This is a genomic window from Burkholderia sp. AU45251 (assembly GCF_030482905.1).
Classification (GTDB): domain Bacteria; phylum Pseudomonadota; class Gammaproteobacteria; order Burkholderiales; family Burkholderiaceae; genus Burkholderia; species Burkholderia aenigmatica.
In genome coordinates this window covers 193,973-211,901 of the sequence record NZ_JAUJQH010000002.1, presented here as the reverse complement: position 1 = coordinate 211,901, position 17,929 = coordinate 193,973, and the positions used below count along the sequence as shown (strand labels likewise).

20 protein-coding genes and 2 pseudogenes are annotated in these 17,929 nt (G+C 60.7%); 13 read left to right on the top strand and 9 right to left on the bottom strand.

Going from position 1 to position 17,929, the window contains the following annotated elements:
• Nucleotides 1-82 precede the first annotated feature (82 nt).
• From QZM67_RS07670 to QZM67_RS07655, 4 genes are read left to right on the top strand one after another with little or no spacing between them, the layout of a single operon-like run.
• The gene (locus tag QZM67_RS07670; protein WP_301801582.1) at nt 83-403 is read left to right on the top strand and encodes a DUF2282 domain-containing protein; all 321 of its coding nucleotides are present in this window, start codon (nt 83-85) and stop codon (nt 401-403) included.
• 14 nt (nt 404-417) lie between these two features.
• Nucleotides 418-1,308, top strand: a complete 891-nt coding sequence (locus QZM67_RS07665; protein WP_301801581.1) for a DUF692 domain-containing protein — start codon at nt 418-420, stop codon at nt 1,306-1,308.
• Nucleotides 1,280-2,098 (top strand): DNA-binding domain-containing protein, encoded by an 819-nt coding sequence (locus QZM67_RS07660; protein WP_301801579.1) that lies wholly within the window; start codon nt 1,280-1,282, stop codon nt 2,096-2,098. The genes QZM67_RS07665 and QZM67_RS07660 overlap by 29 nt, the downstream gene beginning before the upstream one ends.
• Nucleotides 2,095-2,553 carry a DoxX family protein gene (locus QZM67_RS07655; RefSeq protein ID WP_301802190.1) on the top strand — a complete coding sequence of 153 codons (459 nt, stop codon included), beginning with the start codon at nt 2,095-2,097 and terminating at the stop codon, nt 2,551-2,553. The genes QZM67_RS07660 and QZM67_RS07655 overlap by 4 nt, the downstream gene beginning before the upstream one ends.
• A gap of 23 nt (nt 2,554-2,576) precedes the next feature.
• Here QZM67_RS07655 and QZM67_RS07650 read toward each other — a convergent pair whose 3' ends face one another.
• From QZM67_RS07650 to QZM67_RS07640, 3 genes are read right to left on the bottom strand one after another with little or no spacing between them, the layout of a single operon-like run.
• Nucleotides 2,577-2,762 carry a DUF1289 domain-containing protein gene (locus tag QZM67_RS07650; protein WP_175835890.1) on the bottom strand — a complete coding sequence of 62 codons (186 nt, stop codon included), beginning with the start codon at nt 2,760-2,762 and terminating at the stop codon, nt 2,577-2,579.
• A gap of 2 nt (nt 2,763-2,764) precedes the next feature.
• Nucleotides 2,765-4,054 carry a CDF family Co(II)/Ni(II) efflux transporter DmeF gene (gene dmeF / locus QZM67_RS07645; RefSeq protein ID WP_301801577.1) on the bottom strand — a complete coding sequence of 430 codons (1,290 nt, stop codon included), beginning with the start codon at nt 4,052-4,054 and terminating at the stop codon, nt 2,765-2,767.
• A 12-nt stretch (nt 4,055-4,066) separates the two neighbouring features.
• Entirely contained in the window at nt 4,067-4,339 is a 273-nt protein-coding gene (locus tag QZM67_RS07640; protein WP_301801575.1) for a metal/formaldehyde-sensitive transcriptional repressor, read from the bottom strand.
• A 327-nt stretch (nt 4,340-4,666) separates the two neighbouring features.
• On the opposite strand from QZM67_RS07640, the gene QZM67_RS07635 reads away from it, so the two are divergent.
• The 6 genes and pseudogenes from QZM67_RS07635 to QZM67_RS39925 all read left to right on the top strand — a co-directional run bounded on the left by QZM67_RS07635 (nt 4,667) and on the right by QZM67_RS39925 (nt 8,735).
• Nucleotides 4,667-5,083 carry a plastocyanin/azurin family copper-binding protein gene (locus tag QZM67_RS07635; protein WP_301802186.1) on the top strand — a complete coding sequence of 139 codons (417 nt, stop codon included), beginning with the start codon at nt 4,667-4,669 and terminating at the stop codon, nt 5,081-5,083.
• Nucleotides 5,084-5,266: 183 nt separating this feature from the next.
• Nucleotides 5,267-6,244, top strand: a complete 978-nt coding sequence (locus tag QZM67_RS07630) for a chromate resistance protein ChrB domain-containing protein (protein WP_301801573.1) — start codon at nt 5,267-5,269, stop codon at nt 6,242-6,244.
• Nucleotides 6,241-7,419, top strand: coding sequence for a chromate transporter (locus QZM67_RS07625; RefSeq protein WP_301801571.1), 1,179 nt, complete (start codon nt 6,241-6,243; stop codon nt 7,417-7,419). Before QZM67_RS07630 ends, QZM67_RS07625 begins: the two co-directional genes overlap by 4 nt.
• A 141-nt stretch (nt 7,420-7,560) precedes the next feature.
• Entirely contained in the window at nt 7,561-7,851 is a 291-nt protein-coding gene (locus tag QZM67_RS07620; protein ID WP_301801570.1) for a hypothetical protein, read from the top strand.
• 34 nt (nt 7,852-7,885) lie between these two features.
• Nucleotides 7,886-8,005: pseudogene (locus tag QZM67_RS07615) on the top strand (chromate resistance protein ChrB domain-containing protein); the annotation flags it as partial.
• Nucleotides 7,980-8,735, top strand: a complete 756-nt coding sequence (locus QZM67_RS39925) for a methylenetetrahydrofolate reductase C-terminal domain-containing protein (protein WP_367620432.1) — start codon at nt 7,980-7,982, stop codon at nt 8,733-8,735. The pseudogene QZM67_RS07615 and the gene QZM67_RS39925, both read left to right, overlap by 26 nt.
• Nucleotides 8,736-8,956: 221 nt before the next feature.
• Here the strand turns inward: QZM67_RS39925 and QZM67_RS07605 are convergent, their stop codons facing one another.
• The 4 genes from QZM67_RS07605 to QZM67_RS07590 all read right to left on the bottom strand — a co-directional run bounded on the left by QZM67_RS07605 (nt 8,957) and on the right by QZM67_RS07590 (nt 13,393).
• The gene (locus QZM67_RS07605) at nt 8,957-9,466 is read right to left on the bottom strand and encodes a flavin reductase family protein (RefSeq protein ID WP_301801568.1); all 510 of its coding nucleotides are present in this window, start codon (nt 9,464-9,466) and stop codon (nt 8,957-8,959) included.
• Nucleotides 9,467-9,988: 522 nt separating this feature from the next.
• A complete protein-coding gene (locus tag QZM67_RS07600) occupies nt 9,989-11,017 on the bottom strand; it encodes a methionine synthase (RefSeq protein ID WP_301801566.1) in 1,029 nt (342 codons plus the stop codon).
• Between the two features lie 27 nt (nt 11,018-11,044).
• Nucleotides 11,045-12,028, bottom strand: coding sequence for a DUF1852 domain-containing protein (locus tag QZM67_RS07595; RefSeq protein ID WP_301801564.1), 984 nt, complete (start codon nt 12,026-12,028; stop codon nt 11,045-11,047).
• 693 nt (nt 12,029-12,721) lie between these two features.
• On the bottom strand, nt 12,722-13,393 hold the full coding sequence (locus QZM67_RS07590; protein ID WP_301801562.1) for an epoxyqueuosine reductase QueH: 672 nt from the start codon (nt 13,391-13,393) through the stop codon (nt 12,722-12,724).
• 298 nt (nt 13,394-13,691) lie between these two features.
• On the opposite strand from QZM67_RS07590, the pseudogene QZM67_RS07585 reads away from it, so the two are divergent.
• Nucleotides 13,692-13,888, top strand: a pseudogene (locus QZM67_RS07585) (IS30 family transposase); the annotation flags it as partial.
• A gap of 28 nt (nt 13,889-13,916) precedes the next feature.
• Here the strand turns inward: QZM67_RS07585 and QZM67_RS07580 are convergent.
• A complete protein-coding gene (locus QZM67_RS07580) occupies nt 13,917-14,810 on the bottom strand; it encodes a LysR family transcriptional regulator (RefSeq protein WP_301801560.1) in 894 nt (297 codons plus the stop codon).
• A gap of 106 nt (nt 14,811-14,916) precedes the next feature.
• Here QZM67_RS07580 and QZM67_RS07575 point away from each other — a divergent pair, with 106 nt between their 5' ends.
• Complete coding sequence (locus QZM67_RS07575; protein WP_301801559.1) at nt 14,917-15,525, top strand: short chain dehydrogenase; 609 nt, start codon at nt 14,917-14,919, stop codon at nt 15,523-15,525.
• Here QZM67_RS07575 and QZM67_RS07570 read toward each other — a convergent pair.
• Complete coding sequence (locus tag QZM67_RS07570; RefSeq protein ID WP_367620437.1) at nt 15,507-16,895, bottom strand: MFS transporter; 1,389 nt, start codon at nt 16,893-16,895, stop codon at nt 15,507-15,509. The two genes, QZM67_RS07575 and QZM67_RS07570, sit on opposite strands and share 19 nt — an antisense overlap.
• Between QZM67_RS07570 and QZM67_RS07565 the strand changes: the two genes are divergently transcribed.
• Nucleotides 16,779-17,894 (top strand): LysR family transcriptional regulator, encoded by a 1,116-nt coding sequence (locus QZM67_RS07565; RefSeq protein WP_367620431.1) that lies wholly within the window; start codon nt 16,779-16,781, stop codon nt 17,892-17,894. The two genes, QZM67_RS07570 and QZM67_RS07565, sit on opposite strands and share 117 nt — an antisense overlap.
• Nucleotides 17,895-17,929 lie beyond the last annotated feature (35 nt).

The following is a 17,929-nucleotide window of genomic DNA, read 5'->3' as shown; positions in this document are numbered from 1 at the left end:
CGCTGCGTAACCTTTAGTCGTGGCAGAGCGAATTTTCTGACAAGGTCGCGCATCGGCGATCCCAACCTCAGGAGAAGACACCATGATCAAATCCGCTTCCGCCATCTCGTCCCTGTCCGCTGCCATCGGACTCGCGCTCGCCGTGCAGGCGGTGCCGAGTCAGGCACAAGGCATGAAAGACATGAGCAACATGCCGCAGGTCGTCAAGGACAACATGACCCGGATGTCGCAGAACCACCTCGAGAAATGTTACGGCATCAACGCGGTCGCGAAAAACGATTGCGCCGAGGGTGCGCACTCCTGCGCCGGTCAGGCAACGCAGGCCCGGGATTCGAAGTCATTCGTGCTGTTGCCCGCCGGCGACTGCGGCAAGATCGCTGGCGGAAAGCTCAAGGCAAGCTGACGGTCCGATTCGCCATGAACGTGCTCGCGAAACTACACGGCGCGGCGCCTCGCCCGATACCGGCCCGGGCGGGTGTCGGGCTGCGCTTCCGCCATCACCGGGCGGTGCTTGACGAGAAGCCTGCCATTCCATGGTTCGAGGTGCATACCGAGAACTACATGGGGGGCGGCATCGCTCCGTCGTATCTGGATGCGATTCGTCAGGATTATCCGCTGTCGTTGCATGGGGTCGGCCTGTCGCTCGGCAGCGCGGACGGGCTGGATGCCTCGCACCTCGCTCGGGTACGCGACGCGGTGTGGCGTTTCGAACCCGCGTTGGTTTCCGAGCACGTGTCGTGGAGCGCGGCAGGCGAGACCTATCTGGCCGACCTGCTGCCGTTGCCGATGACGGAGGAAGCGCTCGGCGTCGTATGCCGGCATGTCGATCAGGTTCAGTCGACGCTCGGACGGCCGATTCTGGTGGAGAACCCGTCCACCTACCTGTGCTTCGTCCACTCGATCATTCCGGAATGGGAGTTCCTGTCGGAGATCGTGCGGCGTACAGGATGCGGCCTGCTTTGCGACGTCAACAACATCTATGTCAGCGCGTGCAATCACGGCTGGGATCCACACGCCTATCTTGAGGCACTCCCGCGTGAAGCGGTCGCGGAGGTTCATCTGGCCGGCCACAGTGTTAGGCACGTCGAAGACGGCCAGACCTTGCGGATAGACGATCACGGATCGCGTGTCGCGGCCGAGGTGTGGGCGCTATACCGCGAAGCCCTTTGCTACTTTGGCGCCGTGCCGACATTGATCGAGTGGGATACCGACGTCCCGTCGCTGCAAACCTTGATGGAAGAAGCGGCGATCGCCGATTCGATACTGGAGGTGGCATGCCATGAACACGCATGCGCCCACGCTGGCTGAATTGCAGCATGTGGTTCGAGCGAACCTGCATGGCGCGCGGACCGACGTGTCGCGCTGGATCGTGTCCGATGGCCTCGAGCCCGACGCGCGCCTTTCCATCTATCGCAACACGATGACTGCGGTACTGGCGAACGCACTTCGTCTGGCGTTTCCGGCCGTGCAGTATCTGCTCGGCGCGGACTGCTTCGACGGAGCGGCCCGTCGCTTCATGACTGCCACACCGCCGGACAGCGCGTGGCTGGATGAATACGGCGCCGCGTTTCCCGCCTTTCTCGCGGCGCTGCCCGAGACGCAATCGATACCGTATCTTGCCGACGTCGCGCATCTCGAGCGGCATGTGAACAGCGTGCTGCATGCGCCGGATGCGCCGACACTGAATCTCGCACACGTCGCGACGCTGGATGAAGTCACACTGGGTGATATGCGCCTGCGCGCTCATCCAGCGGTACGCATCGCCGGCCTCACGTATCCGGCCGATGCAATCTGGCGCGCGGTCCTCGATCGGGACGACGCGGCGATGCATGCGATCCGGCTCGACGACGGCCCGGTACACCTGCTCATACAGCGTACTGCCGAGGGCGTCGAAACGGTCCGTCTGGACGACGACTCATATCGTATGGCGATTGCACTCTTTTCCGGCGAAGCTATTCGCGATGCATTGACGGCTACCCCGAATGCAGAGGCCTATGCCCGTTTCGCTTCGCTGCTGGCCGGAGCGTGCTTTGCCGACACGATGTCCGCACCCGATGCCGCGGCGCCTTCAGGAGAATCGACATCATGCCGAACATGACCCGAACACCTTCCCGCACGTCACCTGCCACTTCGAGGTTGGCAGGCATCGTACAGTGGCTCGAGCGCGTGCCGTACTGGCTGCTCGCGATCCCGCTGCGTCTCGCGGTGGCGACGATCTTCTGGAATTCGGCGATGGCCAAGCTCGCGAACTGGGACGTCGCGCTCGACCTGTTTCGAGATGAATACAGGCTACCGCTGCTGCCGCCGGAAGTCGCCGCGTACATGGCCGTGTCGATCGAACTGAGCATGCCGGTCCTGCTCGTGCTCGGCCTCGCGACCCGGCCTGCCGCGTTGGTACTGCTCGGCATGACGACCGTGATCGAGATATTCGTCTATCCGCTCGCATGGCCGACCCACATACAGTGGGCGGCCATGCTGCTTGTGCTGCTCTGCCGGGGAGCCGGATGGCTGTCGCTCGACACGATGATCCGGCAGCGCTGGTTGCGGTCCTGACCTGATGGAGGATCGACCGTCGATCAGTCCGACGTTTCGCGAGGCAGTTTCGCCTGCCGCCGGGCACGATCATTCACGATCTGGTGACGTCGATGGTCCGTCATCTTCTTCCACGCCCGCGCTTCTTCCCGCGTACGCAAACACGCCACGCAGTAGCCGGTCCTGCCGTCGAACGAGCACACTTCGGTGCAAGGCGATTTGACCGCCATCCTCAGTGCCCCCTCGCTGCCGGAACGACCTCGACGGTCACGTGCGACAGATCCTTGAAGCGTTGCAGCAGGCCATGATAAAAGCGCGAATCCCGCGCGGTGTCATCGGTCGAGACGGACACGACCGCGCTCATGTGACCCGGCCCGAGGCGCCAGACGTGCAGATCGTTGATCCGGTCGCCGCTGCCTTCGATGGCGGTACGCACGTTGTCCGCCAGCCGGCGATCCGGATTCATGTCGAGCAGAATGCCGCCCGTGTCGCGCATCAGGCCGTACGACCAGTTCGCAATCACCAGCGCACCGATGATGCCCGCGAGCGGATCCATCCAGACCCAGCCGAACGCACGCGCGAGCAGCAGGCCGATGATCGTCAGCACCGAGACTGCCGCATCGGCGATCACGTGAATGTAGGCGGAGCGGATGTTGTGATCCCGCGTCGCCGAGGTCGATACCCCGTGATCGTGTTCCTCGAACACCAGTTCATGCTCGCGGCCGTTCAATCGAACGATGGCCTTGAACTCGTGAGGTTCAGGGATATCGTCCACCGACTCCAGATAGTCACCGCGACTTACCATCGCGAACTCCTGGCGGGAACCGTCCGGACGAATCGTCGTCACCGACACAGCGTTCGGGTCGACGTGTTTCGTCTCGTTCGTAGCGGCCGCCACACGGAATACCGGTGGGACACCGTCTTCGAACACTGATACGAGAAATACGCCCTGCTGATCGAAGATCTGGTGCACTTCCTCTTCGTGCGCGTGATCGTCGTGACCGCCATGCGCGTGCCCGTGATGATGGCCGTGGCTGTGTCCATGGCTATGGCCGTGATGATCGCCGCTCAGCAGCCAGACGCTCGCGATGTTGACGAGCAGGCCGGCAACCGCAATCGGAATCGCCTCGCCGAAATGGATCGGCACCGGGGCGAGCAAGCGCGCGACCGCTTCATAGCCGATCAACAGCGCGATCATCGCGAGCACGATGGCACTCGTGAAGCCGGCCAAGTCGCCGAGCTTCCCCGTGCCGAATACGAAACGCGGGTCGCTCGCGTGTTTGCGGGCATAGGTATACGCCAACGCGGCAATCAGCATAGCGCCTGCATGCGTCGACATGTGCAGCCCGTCGGCGATGAGCGCCAGCGAGCCGAAGAGCGACCCGCCGACGATCTCGGCCACCATCATCGCCGCGCACAACCCGATGACCATCCACGTCCTGCGCTCGTTCTCCTCGTGTGCGGCACCCAGAAAAATATGGTCGTGACCCGCACCGAAGGCAGCATCCTTGAATTCGCTCATTCCGGCACCCGATTACTTGAAATAGCTGTGAACGACTTCGATCAGCTGTTCGGTCGCGCTGCCTTCGTCCTCATGCCCTTCGGCATCGACAAGATGGCTGCGGATGTGATCCTCGAGAACGACCGCGAGCAGCCCGTTCATCGCGCCTCGGCTGCTGGTGATGAGCTGAAGAATTTCGTTGCAGCCGAGCTCTTCTTCCAGCGCGCGCTCGATGGCTTCGACCTGCCCCTTGATGCGGCGAACGCGATTCAGCAGCTTCTGCTTTTCCTTGATGGTGTGGCTCATGATGGCTCCTTCATATAGCGGGGGGGAGTATATTCCAATTCCCGATTCCATATAGGGAGGAGGGGTATATGTGGGGTTAATGCAAGGTTGGCGCGCGAAGTTCGAATCTCGACGGACGCCTTCTGTCCGTGACCCTAAAGTACCCGTTGGCGAACGTACGACCCTGGGAATAAGTGTCCCGAAGCGCTCGTTTACAGTACGTATCGCTCGCCGCAGATAACGTTCATGCCGTCACACCGGCAGGGGCGTTTGTGTGCTCGAAGATTGGCGCACGGCAGTCGCCCGATTCGCGGCAGGCGCGATGCTTCGATGCACATGGAGGTGGACATGCGTGCTATTTGCAGAATCGTCATCGTCGCCGGTGTGACCTCGCTGGGTGTGGCATCACATGCCAGTTGGGCGCAGCAGACAGTCAACGCGACATTGCTATCGAACTCGATCCAGCTCAAGACGCACAACGTGAAATCTGGTCGCGTCACGCTTGATGTCAAGAACGATGCGGGCAACAACATGGAACATGAGCTCGTCGTGCTCAAGACGGATCTTGCTGACGATGCGCTCCCTGTCAGCAAAGGACAGGTGCTGGAGCACAAGCTGAGAAAAATCGGGGAAGTCGAAGACATCGCGCCGGGCAAGAGCAAGCGCATGTCGTTCAAGCTCGCGCCCGGCCACTACGCGCTGATCTGCAACAAGCCGGGCCACTATGAAGCGGGGATGCATACGGCACTCGTCGTGACACCGTAAAGCCCTCCAGCGGACCGCGAACTGTCCCGAAGGACTTGAGCGCCCTCTACCCTCGTTCCGCTGTACGGGTCACCCATCGCACGGCGGATGACCCTGTCCCAATCCCGCCCGAGTGAGGCGCGGTACTACGCGCCAGCCCCGAAGATCTTGTAGAATAAATAACATCTGAGTAGCATACGCTACATGAACACAATCTCGACTTGGTCAATCCTTGTTCTGACTCTCCCGACAGAAAACGCGACTGCCCGCATGCGAATCTGGCGCGCGCTGAAAGCGAAGGGCTGCGCGGTGCTGCGCGACGGCGTCTATCTGCTGCCCTACACCGAAACGCATGAAGAATCGCTGCGTGAGCTCGCGGACGCCATTGCCGAGAGTGGCGGCGCAGCCCACCTGTTGCGCGCGCCGAGCCTGACTCCGTCCCAGGAACAGGAATTCCGCGTGCTGTTCGACCGAGTCGATGACTACGCGACCTTCACGCGGACGCTTGCCGACGCGCGCAAGACGCTTGCCGGGCAATCGGCCACGGAACTGTCGCGGCTGTTGCGTCGCCTGCGCAAGGATTTCGACGCGATTCAGGCGATCGACTATTTCCCGGGCGATTCGGCCACCCGTGCGGAAGTCGCGCTACAGGATTTCGTTGCGCTGGTCGACACCGTGCTGTCGCCGGGCGAGCCGCATGCCGCGGATCGCACCATTCGCCCGCTGGCGATTAGCGAATACCAAAGACGCGCCTGGGCGACGCGGCAGCGGATGTGGGTCGATCGCGTCGCCAGCGCGTGGCTGATCCGCCGATTCATCGACGCGCAAGCGAGCTTCATCTGGCTCGCGTCGCCGGCGGATTGCCCGGCTGATGCGCTCGGCTTCGATTTTGACGGTGCAACGTTCACGCACGTCGGCGAGCGTGTGACGTTCGAGGTGCTGCTCGCCAGTTTCGGACTCGACAAGGATCCAGCGCTGATGCGGCTCGGAGAGATCGTGCACGCGCTCGACGTAGGCGGTCCTGCCGCGCCGGAAGCAGTGGGCTTCGAGGCCGTGATGGCCGGCACGCGCCAACGAACAGAGAACGACGATCAGCTGCTCGAGCAGATGGGCGCCGTACTCGACTCCCTGTACGCGCACTTCACGTCGAACGGCAAAAACGAAACCACGGCCAAATCATGACCACTGCCATCGCCACGACCGAACCGACCTACTCGCTTGGCGAGCTGGTCGCCTACATGCTGCGTCTCGGCACGTTCGGTTTCGGCGGGCCGGTCGCGCTCGCGGGCTACATGCGTCGCGACCTGGTCGAGCGACGCGGGTGGATCACCGAGGCCGACTACAAGGAAGGGCTCACGCTGGCCCAGCTCGCGCCAGGGCCGATGGCGGCGCAACTCGCGATCTATCTCGGCTTCGTCCACTACCGCCTTCTCGGCGCGACGCTGGTTGGGTTCGCGTTCGTGCTGCCGTCGTTCCTGATGGTGGTCGCGCTCGGGTTCGCGTACGCACATTTCGGCGGTCTGTCCTGGATGCAGGCTGTCTTCTACGGCGTCGGCGCCGCAGTGGTCGGCATCATCGCGATGAGCGCGTACAAGCTCACGACCAAGACCGTCGGGCACGACAAGCTCCTTTGGGCGATCTTCCTGACACTGGCCGCCGTGACCTTCATCACCGAATCGGAAATTGCGTGGCTCTTCATCGCGGCCGGGCTCGTCGGATGGCTGTGGCGCGCACCGCCCAAGTGGCCGAACAAAGGTGGGCTGAATGCAATTGCTGCGGTCAACCTGCCGGCGGCTAGCGGCCTGCTGAGCGGCATCGACCTGCCGCAGCTCATTCAGATCGGTGCGTTCTTCATGAAGGCTGGCGCGTTCGTGTTCGGCTCCGGACTCGCGATCGTGCCGTTCCTCTATGGCGGCGTCGTCACCGAGCACCACTGGCTGAACGACAAGCAGTTCGTGGATGCCGTTGCGGTCGCGATGATCACCCCGGGGCCGGTCGTGATCACCGTCGGCTTTATCGGGTATCTCGTGGCGGGCTTCCCGGGCGCACTCGTCGCCGCACTCGGCACGTTCCTGCCTTGCTATCTGTTCACCGTCATCCCTGCCCCTTATGTGAAGAAGTACGGGCATCGGCCCGGCGTCAAGGCGTTCGTCGATGGCATTACGGCTGCAGCCGTCGGCGCGATCACGGGCTCCGTTCTCGTCATCGCAAAGCGATCGATCGTCGACATTCCGACCGCACTGCTCGCCGTCGCAACTGTGCTGCTGCTGTGGCGCTTCAAGAAGCTTCAGGAACCGGTGATCGTGACAGCCGCCGCCGTCATCGGGCTCGTGGCTTTCCCGCTCCTCCATCACTGACTTGCGTAGCCGGGAAACGAACATGACTTACCAGACGAAGACGTTGAAATGCGATCGTCATTCCCGTCTTCGAGTAAACAGCGCGGGCGACTGGGTGAGGAGCTAGTGATGCGAAGGTATTGGCGAATCGTGCCCGTCGCAATGGCAATTACCCTGTCTGTTGCGCTATCCGGTTGCGACAGCAGTGAGTCCGATCAGAGTACCGGCGAGATCGTCACGCTTGAGCACGCGCCGGAGGGTGTGAGAACGACGATCGAGCGTCAACGGCAAGGTGGCAGCGTCGGCGTGATTCAACGGCGTGTGCAAGACGGCAAGACACGCTATGCCGTAACCATCGTGCAGGGTGGCCAGGAGCAACGTCTGATCCTGACCGAGGACGGCAAGCTCATCAGCAGCCGCCCAGCCGGCGACGACGAAGAGGACGACGACTGACCATTCAGCCGTACAGCCAGACAGGAGACGCGTCATGAAGTGGATTACGCGGGCACGTCCGAAAATCGATCGCAGCGCCTGTCCGTGGCTCATCGCCCGGTTCATCGACGACGCGCCAGGATTTCTCTATGTACCCGGTGCGGACGTGCTGCGCAGCCAGCGCACGAAGCCTCGAGCGTCTGGCCCTGCAGATCGTGGGCCTGCAGCTGATGGACTATGCCGGCGCTCATGTGTCCGGGGTGCATACGCTGGATGAACTGCTTGTGCTGGAGCAGGCGATTACCGAGCAGCGGGACAGCGTGACCTCACTGACCGGGTGGGACGAACGATGGCGGGCAAGTTGGCAGATGCCTGGGGCGCCCCAGGTATGCTTCGCTCCCGAAATCGATGCGTGGGAAATGGGGCAATCCGATGTCACCGCCACCCGCCGGGAGCGCCTGCGACACACGCTGCTCTCTACCGCACATAGCCAGGTCTTCGGTGGCACGGGATGGTTCAGCAGAGCATTTGGCTGGAGCGTGACGCGGCCGATATGGAAGATCGGTGTGGCGGCTGATGCGCTACATGCTGTCGAGCGGACGGTGAAACGACCGCTGGTCGGCTGCGATACCTGCGGCAGTTGCCGCTTGCATGACACCCTCTACGTATGCCCCGAGACATGCCCCAAAGGTCTGGCGAACGGCCCCTGTGGCGGGACCCGGCTCAATCGTTGCGAATTCGGCGACCGGGAGTGCGTGCACAGTGTCAAATACCGGATTGCCAAATCGGCCAATCAGTTACCGGTACTGGCGCAGACATTGATTCCTTGCATCGAGGCGCGCAACCGGCACCGCAGCTCGTGGCCTGAATGGTTCGAACCAGAAGAGTCGACGCCAGGACGCTGAATCGAACCCCGGGAAATGATGGCTGGCCAAACACCCATGGCCCCACCGAGTTGCCCGGCCAGGTAATCAACGCAGCCGGCATACCAAGCGTGATCGCTACCTCGGCGCCCCTTTTGATGGATTGATGCAGTGCCGCTTCGGCTCCGGTGCCGAGCGTATTCACCGAGATGGTCAGGCGCTCAATTGATTGACACTTAAAAGAGGGCCGCGGAGGTCAACGCTCAAACCGCGTCATGCGCGGCGATGTTGCGATATTTCCCTTTGAAATACAGCAATGGCTGCGTAGCAGCAGCCTCTTGCACGTCCAACGCTTTCACTTCGCCAATCACGATCAGGTGATCACCCGCGGCGTGTTCGGCGTAGATTTCGCAATCAAGCCAGTGAAGGCTGCCGACAATGATCGGGTTACCCAGCGGCGACGCCTGCCATTCGACTCCGTGCCACTTGTCCGCGCCGCGTCGAGCGAACTGGTTGGAAATCCCGACTTGCTCGTCTGACAGGATGTTGACCACGAATCGACCTGCCTGGCGAATTTTAGGATAGCTGGCCGAGCTGGACATGACGCTGAACGACACCAGCGGCGGGCTCATCGACACGCTGTAGAACGACTGGCAAGTGAAGCCGATCGGCTTGTCATCAACGTGCGATGTAATGACCGTAATACCGGATGCGTAATGCCCGAGCGCTTCGCGAAAGCTCAATGGCTCGATGGCAGTGCTGGAAAGAGACATGGTAGACACTGAATACTGGGTGCGGCTCGAAAATATCAAGGAAGGCCTGAAGTCGTCAGGTCATTTTGGCTGACTTCAGCGGTTGTCAATTGTGCAAGCGGCCCATCGATCAAAATCGACCCGATAGCCCACTCGCTTCTCCGCGCTCGGCCGTCGCGAGCAGGTCGCGGCGACAATTTTGCGCATGATGGCACACCGCTTCGGCGCCGACCGGCACATATCGGCGTGCCGGCTTTCTATAAACCCACTCGGCATCCGTGCCGATGTGTGCCGTCGTACTGAAGCAGTACGCGCCAGCCAACCTTCCGCGGCGCCACCTGATCCGCTTCGATCGTCGACAACTTCCTGCCGGCCTGCTTGTGCTCGTCGGCTTGATCGGAATCGAAAAGGGCCCCTGCTTCATCTTTACGCGGGAAATCCGGGCGGCGTATTCCAACGGAATCAGGGAGCCCGCTTGAGGCTCCCCCTGAAATCCACATCCGCTTCAATTTCCCGAGCTCCCATTCCGACTACAGCCAGGAATTAGTTCGAGATTTCTCGTCGGACGATTTCCGCGCCTGCACTCAAAGCATTCAGCTTGCCTCGTGCGACTGCACGAGACAACGGAGCCATCCCGCAGTTGGTGCAAGGATAGAGCTTGTCGGCATCGACAAACTGCAGTGCTTTCCGCAAGGTGCTGGCGACTTCCTCGGGCGTTTCAACGGTATCCGTTGCCACATCGATCGCCCCCACCATCACCTTCTTCCCGCGAATCAGCTCGATCAGATCCATCGGAACGCGGGAGTTGTGGCACTCCAGCGAAACCATATCGATACTGGATTTTTGCAGCTTGGGAAAGGCTTCTTCGTATTGCCGCCACTCCGACCCCAGCGTCTTTTTCCAGTCCGTATTGGCTTTGATGCCATAGCCATAGCAAATATGCACGGCAGTCTCACACTTGAGACCCTCAATTGCCCGCTCCAGGGTCGCAACACCCCAGTCATTCACCTCATCAAAGAAGACATTGAATGCAGGCTCGTCAAATTGAATGATATCAACGCCGGCAGCCTCCAGCTCCTTGGCTTCCTGATTCAGGATCTTTGCGAACTCCCACGCCAATTTTTCGCGACTTTTATAATGATCGTCATAAAGCGTATCGATCATGGTCATGGGGCCCGGCAGCGCCCATTTTATGGGTTGCCTGGTTTGCTGGCGCAAGAACTTGGCATCTTCGACAAAAACCGGCTTTTGTCGAGCAACGGCACCGACGACCGTCGGCACGCTTGCATCGTAGCGATCGCGAATTCTAACGGTCTTGCGGTTCTCAAAATCAACGCCGCTGAGGTGCTCGATGAACGTCGTCACAAAATGCTGGCGCGTTTGCTCGCCGTCACTGACGATATCGATACCTGCATGTTGCTGCTCTTGCAGTGACAAGCGCAAAGCATCTTGCTTGCCCTCAATCAGCCCCTCATCCTGCAATTTCCAGGGCGACCAAAGCGTCTCCGGTTGCGCGAGCCAAGAGGGTTTAGGCAAACTGCCGGCAGTTGAGGTAGGCAACAATTTCTTCACAGTAGATGACCTTGTGTTTTTGATGAATCAAAGAGCGTAGTTAGCGGACCACTGCTCAAGAACAGCGTGGTACGGTTTGATGAAGTGCTCTTCGACAAACTTTCCCTGCTCGATAGCCAGCCGGCTGCGTTCTTCCCGATCATAAACAATTCGAGTTAACGAAAAATCCTGGTGCTTCAAACTTGGCTGATAGGATTTTCCCGCCGCAGAATTCGCATTGTAAATCTCGGGCCGGTAAATTTTCTGGAACGTATCCATCGTGCTGATGGTACCGATAAGCTCGAGATCACTGTAATCAGCAAGCAAATCGCCGGAAAAATAAAAAGCCAGCGGCGCAACACTATTCGGCGGCATGAAATAACGAACCTTCAAGCCCATTTTCTTGAAGTATTCGTCAGTCAGAGAGTATTCGTCCTGCAGATATTCGATACCCAAAACCGGATGCTGATTGGCGGTCCGATGATAAGTCTTGCTGCTCGAGACACTCAGGCAGATAACGGGTTGCTTTTTGAAGTTGGCCTTGTAGGCGCTTGAGTTCACGAAGCATTTGAACAGCTTCCCGTGCAGATCCCCAAAATTCTCCGGGGTGCTGAATTCGGCCTGATTCCTGGTGTGCTCCAGCAGCAGAACGCTGAAATCATAATCTCGTACGTAAGACGAGAAATTATTCCCTACGATGCCCTCGATGTGCTCGCCGGTTTTTTGATCGACAATATTCGTTTTCAATATTTCAATCAACGGAAGGGAGGCGCCACTGCTTTCACCGTCGATGCTCATTTCGACGGAAATGATTTCAAGCTTGACGGCATAGCGGTCGCCTTCAGGATTATCCCAATGCGCCAACGCATTGAAACGATTGTCGATCATCCTGAACGTGTTGCGCAAATTCTCTTGACGACTCGTCCCTCTCGCCAGGTTGGCGAAGTTGGTCGTGATACGCGTACTGTCTGACGGCCGATAGTCTTCATCGAAGCTAAGGCGCTTGATGGCAAATGTAAAATCTTGACTCATGTTGATCTGACACCCTGATTTCCGAGATGAAGCCTGAATTCATCCCCTGGTTTTTCAATGCTTTCCGATTTTGTTTTCTGGCTCTTGCTCAGAAATCTTCAAGATATCGGCATTCAAGACAAATTTTATGTCGAGCCATCCATGAATAAAAGTGAATAGATTTCATCAAACCATTAATCATGTTCATGGCCGGGGGTGCAGGTTGGCCTGCTCGCCTCTCTCCTTCCGCACCTTCATTGCGTGATGCAGTCAGCGACGCGGTCATACGACGCTTCATGCCCCAACACGCTCGCGTCCAGGCGCATCTGCGCCAGGGGCGTTCCTTGCTTTCGGAGTTTGCCGCCTCGGCGCTCAGCCACGCAGAAGGCCTGATCGCGAAGTCATAGAGCGAGCTTGGGGAACGCCTTGCGCGACCAGCGGGTTCGTTTGCTTCGGATCGAATCTAACGACGAACCGTGAAATGACGCGCGCGAAAAAGAGACGTCCGTCACTGCGGGCCAACGAACGAGGATCGCAGGAGATAAGGGGCGCAGGACAGTTTCGAGCCGCTTCCGATGCACTAGCGGAATGCCAAGCGCCTGCGCCGCGGCGATCAGTGGCATGCGTCCGACAGTACGCAGCCCGACCAGAGTTTTGCGCGAGTACGGGATCTTCAAGCCGTCCCGCTTGTTGATCCGGGAACGGATGGCGAGCTCAGGATTCGATTGTGGAGTCGTCGTCGCCGTAGAACTTCACGCCCAGCTGAATGCGTTCGCGGCCACTTTCCAGGCGATGCCGATTGGTGTCGCGTAGCGAGTAGACGCAGCCGCAATATTCTTGCTGGTAGAAGTTTTCTCGCTTGCTGATCTCGATCATGCGCGCCGAGCCGCCGCCTTTGCGCCAGTTGTATTCCCAATACAGCATGTCGGGATAGTGCGAGGCCGCGCGCACACCGCAATCGTTGATCTGTTGCATGTTCTTCCAGCGCGAGATGCCCAACGAACTGGTGATGACAGGGAAGCCGTGCTCATGGGCATACAGTGCCGTGCGCTCAAAACGCATGTCGAAGCACATGGTGCAGCGGATGCCGCGCTCCGGTTCGTTTTCCATTCCCTTGGCGCGCTCGAACCAGTTGTCACGATCGTAGTCGGCATCGATAAATGGAATACCGAATGTCTCTGCAAACCGGATGTTTTCCTGCTTGCGTAGTTCGTATTCCTTCAGCGGATGGATATTCGGGTTATAGAAGAAGATCGTGAAGTCGATGCCCGACGCCTGCATGGCTTCCATCACTTCGCCCGAGCACGGCGCGCAGCAGGAATGAAGCAGCACTTTCTTGTGCCCGCCAGGTAACGCCAATGGCTTGCGTTCGATTGTGGTTGCCATGAGAAGTGTCAATGAAATACGCCCGCGTCCGCCGGACTGGGGAGCCCGGAATTATGGTCTCCGCCCGGGAGAAATAAAAATGGATATATTTCATGTTCCCATGAACCACGTTCATGGATCCCGCTGCCACGAAGCATCACGCCATGTCAGGTCTCGTCGCGTGTTCGATACATGCACGCAGGCCATCGATACCCACGTCCGCCGCGCGAGCACCCGGAAAGATGTGTTTGGCAATGCCGTTCTCGCCGAGCCGTACTGGCACCACATCGAACTGGAATGTTTGTTTGACGTCTACGACCCCATCCGGGCACGCGGCACGAACGAAACCACAAACGGGCTTCCGTGACAGCCCCTCCCGAAAGGAACCCATCTCTCTGCCTGCTCGCAAGCCAGGCTCAACACATTGCCAGACGGCTCGACGAACGCCCGCGCAAGACACTAGCTTTCGATTCACCGGCTGAACGAATCCATCAAGCTGTCGCATCGACCGGTTGAATCCACCGTCGACTACAGCCCCCGCCCGCTAAGACGCGTCCCGCGCCGCCACATGCTCAAGCAAATGCGCGACAAAGCGCGTCAGCTTCGGCAGCGGCCGCCGATCATGCCGATACACGATATGAATCGGATGCGGCTCGGGCAAGTACGCTTGCAACACCGGCACCAGCGCGCCACTCGCCAGATCGTGAGCCACCAGCACTTCAGGCTGCAACAACAACCCCGCCCCCGCGATCGCCGCCATGCGCAGGCCATGACCATCGTCGCACGTGAAAACCGGATCCTTCGAAACCTGCGGGCCATCCCAGCCTTTGAGCTTCCACCCGTTACGGCCATTCCACACCGAGTGAGACAGGCAGTGATGCACGCCCAGGTCCTGCGGCGTCTCCGGACGCCCATGCCGCGCGAGGTAACCGGGCGACGCACAGATCACCATCCGATACATGGCCAGCGGCTTCGCGATCAGGTCGACATCGCCCAGCGCACCAATACGAATCGCCAGATCGAACCCCTCGTCAACCAGATCGACGACGCGATTGCTCAACGCCAGCTCGATGCGCACGAGCGGGTACATCTGCTGGAAAGTCGCCGCCAAAGGCGCGACGACACAGGACCCGAAGGTCATCGACGCACTGATACGCAACGTGCCGGACGGCGACGCGCGCAACCGTTCGACCGACGTCTCGGCAATACGCACATGCTCAAGCGCACGCTTGGCATCTTCGTAGAACACGCGCCCCGCATCCGTCAGGCTTTGCCGTCGCGTGGTGCGCTCCAGCATGCGCGCACCGAGGCGCTCTTCGAGTTCGCGCACATACTTGCCCACCATGACCGCCGATATGCCCAGCCGCTGCGCCGCCTCGGTGAAGTTGCCCCCTTCCACGACGGCAACGAAGGCTTCCATCGAACGCAGCTTGTCCATATTCCGAACCGGAGATTAGTAGTGTCGGAAATTAGAGCACATTTATCGCAATATTGGTTCGATGAACAATGGCCGCTCCAACCTGAAATCGAAAAGGAGTGGTTCCATGAAGATCGTTGTAATCGGCGCCGGTGGCGACGTAGGGCGTGCCGTGGCGGATGAGCTCGCGCGCGACGGAAAACACGACATCATTCGCGTGGGGCGCACCTCGGGCGACCATCAGGTCGACATCGCCCGTGACGAGAGCGTGAGCGCGCTGTTCGGAAAGATCGGGCAAGTCGACGCGATCATCGTGGCCGCGGGCAATGTCGTCCTGGCACCGATCGAAAAGATGACGGCGGCCGAATTCCACAAGGGATTGCAGGACAAGCTGCTGAGTCAGGTGCGCGTCGCACTGGTTGGTCAGCACGCCCTGTCCGATGGCGGGTCGATCACGCTAACCTCGGGCATCGCAGTCGATGATCCGATTGCGCAAGGCGCCAACGCCGCAACGTCGAATGCCGGGATTGAAGGCTTCGTGCGCGCTGCCGCATGCGATTTTCCCCGGGGCATCCGGATCAATGCCGTGAGCCCGACCATGCTGACGGAATCCATCGACCGGTTCGGTCCGTTTTTCCCCGGCTGTGAGAGCGTGCCGGCGGCACGCGTGGCCATGGCCTATCGGCGCAGCGTGGAGGGGGTACATAGCGGTCGCGTCTATCGAGTTGGGCACTGACGTTGAGGGCTCGCCCCGCGAGCCCCCATCCCGCGCTCCGCCGCCTGCCCCAGATTCCGCCAGGCCATCACCGCACCGACCACCAGCAGCAGAACCGACACGATCAACGCCCGCGCCATCCCGTGCACAAACGCCACACCCCCTGCCTCGCGAACGAAGAAGCCAAACAACGCGACGCCCATCACGCCGCCCACCTGCCGGGCCGTATTCAGCAACCCCGACGCCACACCTGACTGCGCACCGCTCACCGCCGCGAGCGCCGCATCCGTGATGGTCGGTATCGTCAGCGCGATGCCGCTGCCGGCCAGCAGCATCGGAATCGCGAGCAGCGCGTTGGCGTGCACGGCGATGGCCGGCCACATCGCCAGATAGCCGGCGGCGGAAATCGACAGTCCGGCCGTCGCCAGCGTGCGTGCGCCCAGCCGGCCGGTCAGTCGCCCGGCAACGATGCTCATGGCCATCAGCACGCCCATCATCGGCAGAAACGCCACACCCGTGCGCACGGGTGTCATATGCCAGACCGATTGAAACAGCAGGCTCAACGTAAACACGATGCCGTAGAACACCAGATTCGCGATCGCACCGATCACGATCGAACTGCGGACGATCCGGTCCTGCCACAACGTGGCCGGCAACATCGCGTCCGGATTGCGCGCTTCCAGCCGGAAGAACGCGATGCCCAACCCGACGCACAACGCGAACGCACAGACGATGACCGGACTGCGCCACCCCAGCGCACTGAGCTCGGTCGACGCGAACGTGAGCGCCGCCAGCGCAAACGCACCGGTCAGTTGCCCGGGAAGATCCAGGTGCCTGCCGCGCTGCGCTTGCGTGTCGGGCGCAAACCGCCATGTCATCCAGATACCGGCCATGCCGACCGGCACGTTGACCAGGAAAATGCTGCGCCAGCCGACTGCCGCAATGAGCAACCCGCCTGCCAAGGGCCCCGCCGCCAGCGCGATACCGCCGCCCGCGCCCCACCAGCCGATCGCGCGGCTGCGCGCCGCCGCGTCGTCGAATGCCAGGCGCAGCACGGCCAGCGAGTTCGGCACCAGCAGCGACGCGCCGATCCCCTGAACGAGGCGCCACGCGATCAACGCGCCCATCGAATGCGCGATGCCGCAGCCGATCGACGACAGCGTGAATATCGCGTAACCGGCCATGAACACGCGCTTTGCGCCCAGCCGGTCGCCGAGGGCGCCTGCCATCAGCAGGGTCGCCGCGAACACGAGCGCATACGCGTTGACGACCCATTGCAAGTCGGTGACCGCTGCGCCAAACGCCGTGCGCAATGCATCGAGCGCAACGTTGACGACGCTGACGTCGATCAGGACGACCGCAAAACCGAGGCACGCCGCCGTTTGAACCAGCCGCGGATGAGGTGTGGAAGATGTCTGCATCGGCAATCCTTCGCATTCGGAGGATTGAAGCGTAGAGGATCGCCTTCTGTGCGAATATTCCGCAAAACAGCACAGCAACCTGGAGAAAATGCACCGATGTTCGACTGGGAAAACCTGCGTTACTTCGTTGCCGTCGCACAGGCGGGGAGTCTTTCGGCGGCGGCCAGGCGGTTGAATGTCGACCATGCGACCGTCAGCCGTCGCTTGAGCGCACTCGAAACCGAATTGAAGGTGCGCGTGATCGACAGGTTGCCACGCGCGTGCCGGCCGACCGCCGCGGGCCGGCAAATGCTCGAATTCGCCGAGAAAATGGAGGAGCACGCGTTCGCGATCGAGCGTCTCGCGCTCACGGAACATCTGCCGATGCACGGCACCGTGACGATCAGCGTGCCGCCCGTACTCGCCAACAATTTCTTCGCGAATCATCTCCATGAATTCGCGCAATTGCATCCGGGCATTCGACTGTCGATGGCCAGCCAGGCGCAAAGCGTATCGCTCGCCCGCCGTGAAGCGGATATCGCCGTGCGCCTGTTCCGCCCCGAGGAGCCGCAGAACGTGACGCGCAAGCTGGGCGAGATGCCTTTCGGGCTCTATGCGAGCCGCGACTATGCGCACGCGTCGACGCCCGACGATTGGGGCTTTATCTGCTACGACGCGCAATTCGCGGAAATGCCGCATCAGAAGTGGCTCGAGTCGATCGCTCGAGGCCGCCGCATCGCCTGCGAAGTCAGCGATATCACGACGCAGCAGGTCGCGGCCCGCACGGGAATCGGCGTGGCAGGGCTGCCCGTGTTCATGGGCGACCGCGATCCCGGGTTGCAGCGCCTGCCGTTCGACGGGGAATCGTACTCCCGCGAAATCTGGCTGGTCGTGCATGCCGATCTCCGGCATTCGCCGTCGATTCGGGCGGCAATCGACTTTATCGGAGACGTGACGGGCAGGACCTTCGCACCGGCTTCCGCGCGGTAGCAACGGCCGTCACGGCCGCCTGCGATACCGGGCGC